Genomic DNA, 13,530 nt, shown 5'->3' on the forward strand with positions numbered 1-13,530 from the left:
CCGACGAGGAAACAGGATGTTCGATTGGAACGATCTGCGGGTTTTTCTGGAGGTCCAGCGCCATGGCCGCCTGCTCACCGCCGCTCGCAGCCTGGGCGTCAGTCATGCCACCGTCGCCCGTCACCTGGAGGCGCTGGAACGCGCCCTGGGCAGCCAGTTGCTGGTGCAGCAGGCCAGCGGCTATCAGCTCACCCCCGCCGGCCAGGCCCTGCTGGCGCATGCCCAGGCGATGGAAGAAGCCGCGCTGCTGGCCCAGGAGGCCGTGACCCAGAGGCTCAATCCGCTGGGCCAGGTACGGGTCGGGGTGACCGAAGGCCTTGGCACCGGCTTTCTCGCCCAGCGCCTGGGGGCGCTGCTGCGCGATTATCCGGGTCTGGAAGTGGAGCTGGTCTCGGTGCCGCGCTTCGTCAGCGTCACCAACCGCGAAGCGGACATCGCCATCACCCTGGAAAGACCCACCGCCGAAGGCCTGATCGGCCGGCGACTGACGCCCTATCGCCTGAGGTTCTATGCCAGTCGCGCCTACCTGGATCGAGCACCGGCGCTGGATGCCGAAGCCGACCTCGGCGAACAGGCCTTCATCGGTTACGTCGACGACCTGCTGTACACCCGTGAACTGCAATTCATCCAGGGACTCTGCCCCGAACCGCGCATCGTCTTTCGCAGCACCAGCGTCATCGCCCAGCGCGAGGCCGCTTGCGCCGGCATCGGCATCGCGGTGCTGCCCTGCTACCTGATGGGTCAGAAGACCCCCTTGGAAGGCGTGCTCCCGGAGCGGTCCTTCACCCGCGAGTACTGGATCTCGACACACCGGGAGTTGCACCGCTCAGCGCGCTTGCGCGTGGTCTGGGATTTCCTGTTGCACCTCTGCGCGGCGGAGCGGAGCGTCCTGCTGGGCGATGAACGCCCGCTCCCCTAGCCGTCAGACCGCCGCGGCCTCACGCTCCAGTTCGGCCCGCAGGCCCGGCTCCAGGCGCAGCTGACGCGCCAGTTCGTCCAGGTAAGCCTTTTCCATGTACTGCTGATCGTCGATCAGCATCAGGCTGGCCAGGTACATCTCGGCGGCCATCTCCGGTGTTTCGGCTGCCGCGGCGACCTTGGCCGGATCCAGCGGTTGTTCCAGTTCCCGCTGCAACCAGCTGCGCAGCTCGGGATCGTCATCCACCTTGGCCATCTCGGCCTCGATGGCCTGGCGCTCCTGGTCATCGACATGACCATCGGCCTTGGCTGCCGCGATCAGGGCGATGAGTACCGCCCGGCCATGGGCCTCGGCTTCGTGCTCTGGCACCCGATCCACGGTGCGAGGCTCGGCGGTCTGCGTACCCTGCGCCTGATTGGCTTGCCAGGACTGATAGGCCTTGTAGGCAGCCATGCCAAGTGCCGCCAGCCCGCCGTAGCCAACGGCCTTGCCGCCCAGGCCACGACCGCGCTTGCTGCCCAGCAGGGCCGTCAGGGCGCCGGCGGCCAACCCGCTGCTACCCAGGCCCGAGAGCAGGCCGCCCAAGGGGTCCTTGCCCGCCGACGGCGTACCGGCACCCAACCGCGTGGTCGACTGGCCGGTCTTCTTGGCCAGGGCCTGCTGGCCGGCCCTGAGCAACTGATCGAGCAAACCGCGGGTATTCATGGACAACCTCCACAAGAAACAGGGTTCAGGCTGTTGTGACCGCTCCCCTCGCCCTCCGGCTCCCGGCACCTGCTTACCGGATGTTGCAATCCCGAGGCCCGCATCGACCTGGTCGATACAAAATATTTCTTACTGACAGTTGCACTGGGCGCTACTCTTGCGTCTTCCCCTTGCAGTTGCCGGAGACACCCCATGCGTTCGCGTCTGGCTGTGCTGTTCGCGCTTTCGCTCGCCCTCACCGCCGGCCAGGTTCAGGCCGCCGCCGAGGACGCCCGCCTCATCGCCAATCGCTATCTCGATGCCTGGAACGATCACGACGCCGAGGCCGCCAGCGCGCTGCTCGATCCCAAGGTGCAGTATTTCGACAGTGGTGCCGCCACCACCGAGACCAGCCGCACCCAGGCCCGTGACCGCATCGTCAAGGTCACGCTCAAGGCCGTGCCCGATCTGCAGGTAAAGATGGTGCACAAGCCGGTGATCGGTCCGCGCAGCATCGCCTTCGAATGGGAACTGACCGGCAACCGCGTTACCGCCACCGGCAAGCAGCCGGTAAAGATTCGCGGCGCCAGCATCATGAAGATCCGCGACGGCCGCATCTGGTACCTGGGCGACTACTACGACAGCGACGCGCTGGAAGCCCTGCTGCGACCGGTCAAGCCCTGAGGCAGGCAGCCATCCGAATGGGTGGCCGCCTTTCGCTCTACTCCGCGCCGAACGGCTTGCGCAGTGGCGTATCCCGGTGCGCGGCACGCACGTACTGGGGTGGCCAGGAAACCTTTTCGCGCAGGGACTCGGCAGCGTTGAGCGGCCAGTAGGGATCGCGCAGCAGTTCGCGAGCCAGCAGCACCAGATCGGCCTGCCCGGTACGCAGCACGTGCTCGGCCTGGGCCGCATCGGTGATCATGCCTACCGCGCCACTGGGGATGTCGGCTTCCTTGCGCACCCGCTCGGCGAACTGGGTCTGGTAGCCGGGCCCGGTAGGAATGTCCGCCTGGGCTGCGGTGCCACCGGAGGAGACGTCGATCAGGTCGACGCCTAGCGTCTTCAGCCGGCGTGCCAGCTCCACCGTTTCGTCGACATCCCAGCCGTCTTCTACCCAGTCAGTGGCGGAAACCCGCACGAACAACGGCAACTCTTCCGGCCAGACCGCGCGTACATCGGCGGTGACTTCCAGCAACAGGCGAATACGATTCTCGAAATTGCCGCCGTAATCGTCCTCGCGGCGATTGGAGAGCGGCGAGAGGAACTGGTGCAGCAGATAGCCGTGGGCGGCATGGACCTCGGCAACCTTGAAGCCGGCCGCCAGGGCGCGCTCGGCGGTCTCCACGAAGGCCCGGCGGACGCTGGCGATATCATCGCGATCCATGGCCGTGGGCCGGGTGTGCTGGGGATCGAAGGCGATGGCCGAGGGCGCCACCGGCACCCAGCCGCCCTCGGCGATGGGCACGCTGCCATGCTTGCCGAGCCAGGGCTGCCAGGTACTGGCCTTGCGCCCGGCGTGGGCCAGCTGGATGCCGGCGACGCTGCCCTGGCCTTCGATGAACTGGGTGATGCGCCGCAGGGGCTCGATCTGCTCATCCTTCCACAGGCCCAGGTCCTGGGGCGTGATGCGTCCGTCGGCGGTGACCGCGGTGGCCTCGAAGATCACCAGACCGGCGCCACCGGTGGCGCGGCTGCCGAGGTGGACCAGGTGCCAGTCGTTGGCGAAGCCGTCCTCGCTGGAGTACTGGCACATCGGGGAGACCACCACGCGATTGGGCAGGGTCAGCTGACGCAGGGTCAGGGGCTGGAACAGGAGACTCATGGCGGACCTCGTCTAGTCGGGATTCACGGCATTGGAGTACGCCCGACCAGAATAGATCGCCGATCCGACAGGGCTCGTCCGAAAAGTCGCCGAGCCAAGGTCAGGCAAGGCGCAACGACCAACGGGAGTAACAGCCAACGGCTGGCCCGGAGGGTGAACGCCAGCGAATCAAATCAGCGAGGAAGCGGATCGGACTCGCGCTCGAGTTTACGAGTGGTAAATGAGCATTCCGATCGGACTGGCGAACCAGCTGATTTTTAACGCAGCATCACCGAGCGCAGGCATTTTTCAAACGAGACCTAACGCGGCGCCAGGTGCACCACCAGCAGTTGCACGCTCTCGTTGCCGCGAAACTCGTTCACGTCCAGCCGATAGGCCAGCTCGGCCCAGCGGATGTTGGGATCGGGCCAGGTGTCGCGGTCGATGTTGAAGGCGATGCCGTCCAGCTCCGGGCCACCCTGCTCGCTGCGCAGGGTCAGCTTGAGATGGCGCTCCTTGAGCAGTCGCTGGGAGAGGATCTCGAAGGTGCCATGGAACAGCGGTTCAGGAAACTGCTGGCCCCAGGGACCGGCCTGGCGCAGGGCCTGGGCCAGGTTGAGCTGGAACTCGGCAGGCGCGAGGCAGCCGTCGGTCTGCAGGCGCCCGCTGAGGTCGTCGGCTTGCAAGTGGCGCCGCACCTCGGCGTCGAAGGCGGCGGCAAAGGTCTCGTAGTGCGCCTGGGGCAGGCTGAGGCCGGCGGCCATGGCGTGACCACCGAACTTGGTGATCAGTCCCGGATGGCGGGTCGCCACGGCGTCCAGGGCATCGCGGATGTGCAGCCCGGCCACCGAACGCGCCGAGCCCTTGAGCATGCCGGTGCCGCTGCCGTCATCGGCAAAGGCCAGCGCGGGGCGGTGATACTTTTCCTTGAGGCGCGAGGCGAGGATGCCGATCACGCCCTGGTGCCATTCCGGATCGAACAGGCAGAGGCCGAAGGGCAGATTGTCTTCCGGCAATTCCTTGAGCTGCTTGAGCGCTTCGCGCTGCATGCCCTGCTCGATGCTCTTGCGGTCCTTGTTGAAGTCGTCCAGTTGCTGGGCGTATTCCTGCGCCAGCTGCGGGTCTTCGCAGAGCAGCAACTCGATGCCGATGGACATGTCGTCCAGGCGCCCGGCCGCATTGAGGCGCGGCCCGAGGATGAAGCCCAGGTCGCTGGAGGCTACCTTGCCCGGCTGGCGCCCGGCCACTTCCAGCAGTGCCTTGAGCCCCGGCCGTGCCCGGCCGGCGCGGATACGCATCAGCCCCTGGTGCACCAGGATGCGGTTGTTGGCATCCAGCGGCACGACGTCGGCGACGCTACCCAAGGCCACCAGATCCAGCAACTCGGCCAAGTTGGGCTCGGCGATGCCCTGGCGAGCGAACCAGCCGCTCTCGCGCAGGCGACTGCGCAGCGCCAGCATCACATAGAAGATCACCCCGACCCCGGCGATGCACTTGCTGGGAAAAGCGCAGGCCGGCTGGTTGGGATTGACGATGGCGTCAGCGGCGGGCAATTCGGCGCCCGGCAGGTGGTGGTCGGTGATGACCACCTGCAGCCCGGCCGCCTTGGCCACGGCCACCCCATCCAGGCTGGAGATGCCGTTGTCGACGGTGAGTAGCACCTCGGGTTCGCGCTGCAGGGCCACGGCGACGATCTCGGGCGTCAGGCCATAGCCGTATTCGAAACGATTGGGTACCAGGTAGTCGACCCAGGCGGCGCCCAGCCGGCGCAGGGCCAGCACGCCCACGGCGCTGGCGGTGGCGCCATCGGCGTCGAAATCGCCGACGATGAGGATGCGGCGGCGCTCTTCCAAGGCGCGGGCCAGCAGCTCCACCGCCGCCTCGATGCCCTTGAGCTGGTGATAGGGCACCAGCCGCGCCAGGCCCTTGTCCAGTTCTTCCGGCTGGGTCACGCCGCGCGCGGCATAGAGCCGGGTGAGCAGCGGCGGCAGGTCGCCCAGGTCGGGCAACACCGCCGGCAGCGGGCGAGGCTCCAGGCGCATCAACGCTCGCCCAGCAGCCATTCCAGCTGCAGTTCGTGCTGGCCACGGTCGTCGGTGACGAACAGGGTGCCTTCGCTGATCATCACCTGCCAAGCGATGCTACGCGGCAGATCGCGGGCCAGCTCGGCCAGGGGCTCGGCGGGTACGGCGGCGATGTGCAGATTCTTCAGCGTCTTGACCGCATCCACCACCTTGGTCTGCCAGACACGCAGGTTGCCGTAGGCCAGCAGGCTGGTACGTTCGGTGCGACGGCTGCACCAGGTCAGGCGCTCGGCATCGGGCTGCCCGACCTCGATCCAGTGCAGTACCCGGCCATCGAGACTCTTCTCCCACAGCGCCGGCTCGTCGACATCGGACAGGCCGCGCCCAAAAGCCAACTGCTCGTTGTACCAGAGCGCAAAGGCCAACAACCGTACCACCAGCCGCTCCTCGGTCTCGGAGGGATGCCGCGCCACGGTCAGGCGCAGATTCTCATAGACCCCACGATCCAGATCGGTGAGGTTGAGTTCGACTTTGTAGGGCGTGGCTTGCAGAGCCATGGGCGGGTCACCGGCAGGGAAAGCCGGGCATTGTACCGGAAAAGGCCGCGGGACTTGGGACCGTGGATCCGTAGGTTGGGCTGAGCGCAGCGAAGCCCAACAAAGACGATTCGCGTCCGACTTTGTTGGGCTTCGACGATGGAGCCGTCTCTGCCCAACCTACGGTCGTAGGTTGGGCAAACTACCCTACAGCGGTTGCCCTCGCTTGCCATGGCGGGCGACGAAGGCCTGGACGGCGGCGAGGTCGTTGGGCAGCACGGTGCAGCGCTCTTCGCGTTGCAGTAGGTCGGCCAGGTGGGTCGGCAGGCTCAGCGTCGCGCCGATGCCGGCCTTTTCCACCGCTTCGGGGAATTTCACCGGGTGGGCGGTACCCAGCACCACCATGGGGGTGGCCAGGCTGCGGCGGCATTCGCGAGCGGCGCGCACGCCAATGGCGGTGTGCGGATCCAGCACTTCGCCAGTAGCCGCATAGACCTCGGCGATGGTGGCGCAGGTCTCTTCGTCGCTGACGGCCAGGGAGTCGAACAGCTTGCGTGCCTCGGTCCAGCGATCGTCCGCCACCGACAGGGTGCCGCTGCTACGGAAATTCGCCATCAGCTCGGCTAGGGCCAGGCCGTCGCGACCGTGCAGGTCGAACAGCAGTCGCTCGAAGTTGGACGACACCATGATGTCCATGGACGGCGACAGCGAGGCCTCCAGTTGCTGCTTGTCATAGCGGTTGCCCGACATGAAGCGGTGCAGGATGTCGTTGCGGTTGGTCGCCACCACCAGCTGGCTCACCGGCAAGCCCATGTTGCGCGCCAGGTAGCCGGCGAAGATGTCGCCGAAGTTGCCGGTGGGCACGGAGAAGGCGATGGAACGCGCCGGGCCGCCCAGCTGCAGGGCCGCATGGAAGTAGTAGACGATCTGGGCCATGATCCGCGCCCAGTTGATCGAGTTGACCGCCACCAGCGGTGCGCCCTTGAGGAAGCCCTGGTCGGCGAAGCTGGCCTTGACCATCTCCTGGCAGTCGTCGAAGTTGCCTTCGATGGCGATGTTGTGGATGTTGTCGCCCAGCAGCGTGGTCATCTGCCGACGCTGCACTTCCGACACCCGCTGGTGCGGATGCAGGATGAAGATGTCCACGTTCTTGCAGCGCTTGCAGCCTTCGATGGCCGCCGAGCCGGTGTCACCGGAGGTAGCGCCCATGATCACCACGCGCTCGCCGCGCTTGGCCAGTACATGGTCGAGCAACCGGCCGAGCAGCTGCAAGGCGAAGTCCTTGAAGGCCAGGGTCGGGCCATGGAACAGCTCCAGCACCCACTCGTTGGCGTCCAGCTGGCGCAGCGGCGCGATCGAACTGTGGGCGAAACCGGCGTAGGTCTCTTCCAGGATGGCCTTGAATTCGGCATCGGCGATGGAGCCGGCGACGAAGGGCTTCATCACCCGGAAGGCCAGCTCGTGATAGGGCAGACCGGCCCAGGAGGCGATCTCCTCCAGGGAAAACCGCGGCAGGTTCTCCGGTACGTAGAGACCACCATCACTGGCGAGACCCGCCAGCAGCACTTCTTCGAAATTCAGCGCGGGCGCCTGGCCGCGGGTACTGATGTAACGCATGACTCGACCTCGGGAAAGACGGCGGCGCCGGGCGCCGCCAGGCTGCTCAGTTCAGGTGCTCGACACGGATGCGGACCACGTCGCCGACGACGTCGTCCAGGGCTTCCAGGGCGGCGATGGCCTCGACCATGTGACGCTCGATCACGCGATGGGTGATGAGGATCATGGGCACCAGGCCGTCATGCTCCTCGGCTTCCTTCTGCATGATGGACTCTATGTTGATGCCGCGTGCCGACAGGATGCTCGCCACCTGGGCCAGCACGCCTGGGTGATCCTTGGCCTGGATGCGCAGATAGTAGGCGCTCTCGCAGGACTCGATCGGCAACACCGGATGGTCGGACAGCGCATCGGGCTGGAAGGCCAGGTGCGGCACGCGGTTTTCCGGGTCGGACGTCATGGCGCGGACCACGTCCACCAGGTCGGCCACCACCGCCGAGGCGGTAGGCTCCTGGCCGGCTCCGGCGCCGTAGAACAGCGTCGAGCCGACGGCGTCGCCATTGACCATCACCGCGTTCATCACGCCGTTGACGTTGGCGATCAGCCGATCGGCCGAGATCAGCGTCGGGTGTACCCGCAGCTCGATGCCCTGGTCGGTGCTGCGCGCCACGCCCAGGTGCTTGATGCGATAGCCCAGCGCCTCGGCGTAGCCGACATCGGCGGTGGTCAGCCGGGTGATACCCTCGGTGTAGGCCTTGTCGAATTGCAGCGGGATGCCAAAGGCGATGGACGCCAGGATGGTCAGCTTGTGGGCGGCGTCTATGCCTTCCACATCGAAGGTCGGATCGGCTTCGGCATAACCCAGCGCCTGGGCCTCGGCCAGGACGTCGGGGAAGGTGCGACCCTTCTCGCGCATCTCGGAGAGGATGAAGTTGCCGGTGCCGTTGATGATGCCGGCCACCCAGTTGATGCGGTTGGCCGCCAGGCCTTCGCGCAGCGCCTTGATCACCGGGATGCCACCGGCCACCGAGGCCTCGAAGGCGACGATCACGCCCTGCTCGCGCGCCTTGGCGAAGATCTCGTTGCCGTGGACCGCGATCAGCGCCTTGTTGGCGGTGACCACGTGCTTGCCATTGGCGATGGCGCGCAGCACCAGCTCGCGCGCCAGGGTGTAGCCGCCGATCAGCTCCACCACCACGTCGATCTCGGGATTGTCGACCACGGCCAGGACATCGGCGGTGATTGGCGTGTTGCCGGTATCGCAGTGAGGATTCGGCCGGCGCTGGGCGATCTGCGCCACCTCGATACCCCGTCCGGCACGCCGGGCGATTTCCTCGGCGTTGCGCTTGAGTACGTTGAAGGTCCCGCTGCCCACGGTACCCAGACCACAGATGCCTACTTTGACCGGCTTCACACCCTTATCCCCATGTCGTGTGGCGCCGCTCCGCAGCGCCGTTGAAATCTCTGTCGCCGCGCCAGGCCCTGTACGAAAGTGCCCGCGCTTGATGCGTCGTGCAGAACCTAGCGGGCGCTGATTGCCGCCTCCGCCAACTGGTCCGCCGGCTGATAACCCGGAATCATCTGGCCGTCGGCCAGAATGATCGCCGGCGTGCCCTGGATGCCCATGTTCTGCCCCAGCGCGAATTGCTGAGCGACCGGATTCTGGCAGCTTTCGGACTTGACCTCATGCCCGGTGAACATCTGGTTCAGCGCGGTAGGCTTGTCCTTGGCGCACCATACCGCTTCCAGCTGCTTGGAGCCCGGCGAGCCCATGCCCTGCCGCGGGAAGGCCAGGTAACGCACCTCGATGCCGCGCTTGTTCAGCTCGGGCACCTCGGCGTGCAGCTTCTGGCAATAGGGGCAGGTGGTGTCGGTGAAGACGGTGATGTGCGCCTTGGTCTCGCCCTTGGCGGGATAGACGATCATCTGGTTGCGATCGAGGCCGTTGATCTGCCGCGCCACGGCGACGTTCTCGGCCTTCTCGGTCAGGTTGGAGGCCTTGCCGTCCTTGACCTGGTAGAGATAGCCCTGCATGACGAACTGGCCGTCGCCGCTGGCATAGAGCACCCGACCGCCCTTGAGCTGGACCTGGTAGAGGCCTTCCAGCGGGCTCTTGGCGATGGACTCGATGGCGAGATTGGGTTGCAGCGCGGTCAGGCTCTGGCGAATGGCCTGCTCAGGTTCGGCCTGAGCCAGTTGCACGCCGAGCCCCAGGCAAGCGGCGAGCAACAGTTGGGAAATACGCATGGTTGACTCCTGTTGAGACGCCGGCAAGCCTACCACAGACCTGCCGGCTACGGCGGTCCCGCCCCAGGGCGGGGCTTCAGAAGTATCTACGCAATTTTGGCGGCGCTTTTGATCCCTGAGCGGCGTTGCCGCTCCTCGCCATAGCCCTGCTATGACTCGTCCCGGCGCCTGACTCAGAAACCAAAATCACTCGCCAATTCTTGCGCGAACTTCTGAAACACCGCCCTAGCCGCGCGGATGGTGCTGGGCGTGCAGTTGCTGCAGCCGCACCCGGGCGACATGGGTATAGATCTGGGTGGTGGACAGACTGGTATGGCCGAGCAGCATCTGCACCGTGCGCAGGTCGGCGCCGTGGTTGAGCAGGTGGGTGGCGAAGGCGTGCCTGAGAGTATGCGGCGACAGCGAGGTGCGGATGCCGGCCACCTGGGCATGTAGCTTGATGCGGTGCCAGAAGGTCTGCCGGGTCATGGGCGTACCTCTCTGGCTGGGGAAAAGGATGTCACCGGGCTGGCCGCCCAGCAGTAGTGGTCGCGCGGTCTTGAGATAGTCCTCCAACCAGGCGATGGCCTCTTCACCCAGGGGAATCAGCCGTTCCTTGCTGCCCTTGCCGAACACCCGCAGTGAGCCCTCGCGCAGGTTGATCTCGTCCAGGGTCAGGCTGATCAGCTCGGTCACCCGCAGTCCGGTGGCATAGAGCACCTCGAGCATGGTGCGATCGCGCAGGCCCAGGGTGTCCTCGGTATCCGGCGCGGCCAGCAGGGCTTCCACGTCCGCCTCGGACAGGCTCTTGGGCAGCGGCGCGCCCAGCTGCGGCATGCTCACCAGCAGCGTCGGGTCCTCGGCGACCCGCCCCTCGCGCACGGCATACTTGTAGAAGCTGCGCAGGCCGGAGAGGAAACGCGCGGTGGAACGCGCCTGGTAGCCTTCGCTCAGCCGCCAGCCGAGGTGATCGAGCACGGCGTCGCGCCCCAGACTCTCCAGGGTCAGCCCCCTGCTCTCCAGCCAGCGGGCGAAGGCCAGCAGATCGGTGCGGTAGGCGCTGCGGGTATGGGGCGACAGCCCCTTCTCCAGCCACAGGGCGTCGAGGAACGCCTCGATCAGCCGCTCGGCGCTCACGCGGCGAATCCGGGCAGCACCGGCGTCGGCTTGCCCTCGTCGTCGACCGCGACAAAGCTGAAAGCACCGTTGATGGCGCGCTCGCGCCCTTCCGCCAACATGCCCTCGACGAAGACCTCGACCTGCACCTTGATGCTGGTATTACCGACCTTCACCACCCGCCCGATCAGTTCGACGATGGAGCCGGCGGGAATCGGATGATTGAAGTCGATGCGATCGGTGGAGACCGTCACCAGCGGCTTGCGGCAGAAGCGCGTCGCGGTGATGAAGGACACCTCATCCATCCAGGCCAGGGCAGTGCCGCCGAACAGGGTGTGGTGATGATTGGTGGTGGGCGGGAACACCGCCTTGGCCACCCGGGTTTCCGACAGCGCGGTGCGCCGCTGGATTTCCGCTTCGCGGGTCGTCATGTCTTACCTCGAACCTCAGAAACGAAAAAAGCAGCCGAAGCTGCTTTTTTCTGGTCACGCCGCGATCAGGAAAGCTTTTCCTTGATGCGGGCAGCCTTGCCGGACAGTTCGCGCAGGTAGTACAGCTTGGCCTTGCGCACGTCACCGCGACGCTTGACGCTCAGGCTGTCGACCAGCGGGCTGTAGGTCTGGAAGGTACGCTCAACGCCAACGCCGTTGGAGATCTTACGCACGGTGAAGGCGCTGTTCAGGCCGCGGTTACGCTTGCCGATCACCACGCCTTCGAAGGCCTGCAGACGCTGACGGTCGCCTTCCTTCACCTTAACCTGGACGATCACGGTGTCGCCGGGGGCGAACGCCGGGATTTCCTTGTTCATCTGCTCAGCTTCGATCTGGGCAATGATTTTGTTGGTCATGTCACTCTGCTCCTAAGACAGGCCGCGGCCCGCCATCGATACCTAACTATCGTTCCGCTGACGAAGGTATTCCGCCAACAGGTTCTGCTCTTCTCCAGAAAGCGAGCGGCCATCCAGAAGATCGGCGCGTCGCTCCGCAGTGCGTCCCAGGGACTGCTGCAGGCGCCAGCGCCGGATATGCTCGTGGTTACCACTGAGCAACACGTCGGGTACGCGACGGCCCTCGTACACCTCGGGTCGGGTGTAGTGCGGGCAATCGAGCAGGCCGTCGGTAAACGAGTCCTGCTCGGCGGAATCCACATGCCCCAAGGCTCCGGGCAGCAGTCGCGTAACCCCATCGATCAGCACCATGGCCGGCAATTCACCGCCGGACAGCACATAGTCGCCAATCGACCATTCTTCATCCACGTGCGTCTCGATGAAACGCTCGTCGATGCCTTCGTAACGCCCGGCGATGAGGATCAGATGCTCCTCCTGCGCCAGTTCCCGTACCGCCGCCTGGTCGAGCTTGCGACCCTGGGGGGACAGGTAGATCACCTTCGCCGCCGAATCACCCTTGGCATCGGCCAGGGCGCGCTCCAGCGGCTGGATCTTCATGACCATCCCGGGACCGCCGCCAAAGGGCCGGTCGTCCACGGTCTGGTGGCGATCCTCGGTATAGCTGCGCGGGTTGTAGCAGGTCAGCTCCAGGAGCCCCTGCTTCATCGCGCGACCGCTCACGCCATAGGCGCTCACGGCCTCGAACATCTCTGGAAAGAGGCTGATGACATCGATACGCATGGATTAGAAATCCGCGTCCCAGTCGACCTGCATCTCGCCCTTGGCCAGATCCACCGCCAGCACGTACTGGTCAGGCAGATAGGGCAGTAGACGCTCACGATCGTCGAGGCTGCCAGCACTGGGCTTGACCACCATGACGTCGTTGGCCCCGGTCTCCAGCAGATGATCCACCACACCCAGCCACTGGCCTTCGCGATTGATCACCTTGAGACCTTCCAACTGATGCCAGTAATAGTCGCCGGCGCCCAGCTGGGGCAATTCACTACGCGGCACGCAGATCTCGAAACCGGCCATGAGACGAGCCTCTTCGCGATCATCCAGGCCCTGCAGACGTACCGTCAGAACCTTGCCGTGCAGCCGACCGCCGAGCACCTTGACCTGCCGGATCTCGCCTTCGCGCCGCAGCGTCCAGGTCCGATAGTCCAGCAGATTGTCGAGCGGATCGGTAAAGGAGTAGATCTTGAGCTCACCGCGTACGCCGAAGACCGAAACTATCTTGCCCAGGACCACCAGGTCGGGGGCGGGAGTCGGCGTACTCATGGTCTTCAGGCAGTAGCCTGAGCGCTCTTGAGCAGCTGAGCGACGCGCTCGGACGGCTGGGCGCCCTGCGACAGCCAGTAGCTGGCACGCTCTTGATCCACCGACAGACGGATTTCGGCGCCGCTGGCGATCGGGTTGAAGAAACCGATGCGCTCGACGAAGCGACCATCACGCGCATTGCGGCTGTTGGTCACGGTCAGGTGGTAGAAGGGGCGCTTCTTGGAGCCGCCACGGGCTAGACGGATGGTTACCATTGAACTTCGTTCCTGTAGTCGGTGCTTGAAACAGTGGGCACGCTGGGCCACATGGCCCGAAAGGCCGCATATTCTAAGGGCTGCCACCCTTTTTGCCAATGGCTTTTGACGGCACTTCCGGCATCGGGGCGGACTGACGGCTCGGACAACGGCGCCGAGCCACTCGCGAAGGCGCATCAATACTGGTGCCACTGCCCTTCGCAGAGTTCTTTCCAGGGCCGACCGTCTGGCGACGGGCGGCACCGG

General features: G+C 65.6%; 15 protein-coding genes. 2 read left to right on the top strand and 13 right to left on the bottom strand.

All coding sequences use genetic code 11. The features are described from left to right. Nucleotides 1-16: 16 nt before the first annotated feature. A complete protein-coding gene (locus ACUCV0_RS18505) occupies nt 17-919 on the top strand; it encodes a LysR family transcriptional regulator (RefSeq protein WP_482213345.1) in 903 nt (300 codons plus the stop codon). Between the two features lie 3 nt (nt 920-922). Here the strand turns inward: ACUCV0_RS18505 and ACUCV0_RS18510 are convergent, their stop codons facing one another. After that, on the bottom strand, nt 923-1,624 hold the full coding sequence (locus ACUCV0_RS18510) for a tellurite resistance TerB family protein (RefSeq protein ID WP_482213346.1): 702 nt from the start codon (nt 1,622-1,624) through the stop codon (nt 923-925). A gap of 192 nt (nt 1,625-1,816) precedes the next feature. Between ACUCV0_RS18510 and ACUCV0_RS18515 the strand changes: the two genes are divergently transcribed. Next, nucleotides 1,817-2,287, top strand: coding sequence for a nuclear transport factor 2 family protein (locus tag ACUCV0_RS18515; RefSeq protein ID WP_271652908.1), 471 nt, complete (start codon nt 1,817-1,819; stop codon nt 2,285-2,287). Nucleotides 2,288-2,324: 37 nt separating this feature from the next. Here ACUCV0_RS18515 and ACUCV0_RS18520 read toward each other — a convergent pair whose 3' ends face one another. From ACUCV0_RS18520 to rpsP, 12 genes are all read right to left on the bottom strand, one after another. Then, nucleotides 2,325-3,428, bottom strand: coding sequence for an NADH:flavin oxidoreductase/NADH oxidase (locus ACUCV0_RS18520; RefSeq protein WP_059316042.1), 1,104 nt, complete (start codon nt 3,426-3,428; stop codon nt 2,325-2,327). A 299-nt stretch (nt 3,429-3,727) separates the two neighbouring features. After that, on the bottom strand, nt 3,728-5,449 hold the full coding sequence (gene recJ / locus ACUCV0_RS18525) for a single-stranded-DNA-specific exonuclease RecJ (protein WP_482213347.1): 1,722 nt from the start codon (nt 5,447-5,449) through the stop codon (nt 3,728-3,730). Further along, a complete protein-coding gene (locus tag ACUCV0_RS18530) occupies nt 5,449-5,988 on the bottom strand; it encodes a YaeQ family protein (RefSeq protein WP_313648265.1) in 540 nt (179 codons plus the stop codon). Before ACUCV0_RS18530 ends, recJ begins: the two co-directional genes overlap by 1 nt. A gap of 186 nt (nt 5,989-6,174) precedes the next feature. Beyond that, a complete protein-coding gene (thrC, locus tag ACUCV0_RS18535) occupies nt 6,175-7,584 on the bottom strand; it encodes a threonine synthase (protein WP_482213348.1) in 1,410 nt (469 codons plus the stop codon). Nucleotides 7,585-7,630: 46 nt separating this feature from the next. Next, a complete protein-coding gene (locus tag ACUCV0_RS18540; protein WP_482213349.1) occupies nt 7,631-8,935 on the bottom strand; it encodes a homoserine dehydrogenase in 1,305 nt (434 codons plus the stop codon). A 107-nt stretch (nt 8,936-9,042) separates the two neighbouring features. Further along, a complete protein-coding gene (locus ACUCV0_RS18545) occupies nt 9,043-9,768 on the bottom strand; it encodes a thioredoxin fold domain-containing protein (protein WP_271652913.1) in 726 nt (241 codons plus the stop codon). A 225-nt stretch (nt 9,769-9,993) separates the two neighbouring features. Next, nucleotides 9,994-10,884, bottom strand: coding sequence for a site-specific tyrosine recombinase XerD (xerD, locus tag ACUCV0_RS18550; protein WP_482213350.1), 891 nt, complete (start codon nt 10,882-10,884; stop codon nt 9,994-9,996). Continuing rightward, nucleotides 10,881-11,294, bottom strand: a complete 414-nt coding sequence (locus tag ACUCV0_RS18555) for an acyl-CoA thioesterase (RefSeq protein ID WP_059316048.1) — start codon at nt 11,292-11,294, stop codon at nt 10,881-10,883. The genes xerD and ACUCV0_RS18555 overlap by 4 nt, the downstream gene beginning before the upstream one ends. 65 nt (nt 11,295-11,359) lie before the next feature. Beyond that, entirely contained in the window at nt 11,360-11,710 is a 351-nt protein-coding gene (rplS, locus tag ACUCV0_RS18560) for a 50S ribosomal protein L19 (RefSeq protein WP_007160957.1), read from the bottom strand. Between the two features lie 42 nt (nt 11,711-11,752). Beyond that, on the bottom strand, nt 11,753-12,490 hold the full coding sequence (gene trmD / locus ACUCV0_RS18565) for a tRNA (guanosine(37)-N1)-methyltransferase TrmD (protein ID WP_059316049.1): 738 nt from the start codon (nt 12,488-12,490) through the stop codon (nt 11,753-11,755). 3 nt (nt 12,491-12,493) lie between these two features. Beyond that, nucleotides 12,494-13,030, bottom strand: a complete 537-nt coding sequence (rimM, locus tag ACUCV0_RS18570; protein WP_059316050.1) for a ribosome maturation factor RimM — start codon at nt 13,028-13,030, stop codon at nt 12,494-12,496. Between the two features lie 5 nt (nt 13,031-13,035). After that, entirely contained in the window at nt 13,036-13,284 is a 249-nt protein-coding gene (gene rpsP, locus ACUCV0_RS18575) for a 30S ribosomal protein S16 (protein ID WP_059316051.1), read from the bottom strand. Nucleotides 13,285-13,530: the final 246 nt, after the last annotated feature.

Source organism: Pseudomonas sp. VMV1, from assembly GCF_056790235.1.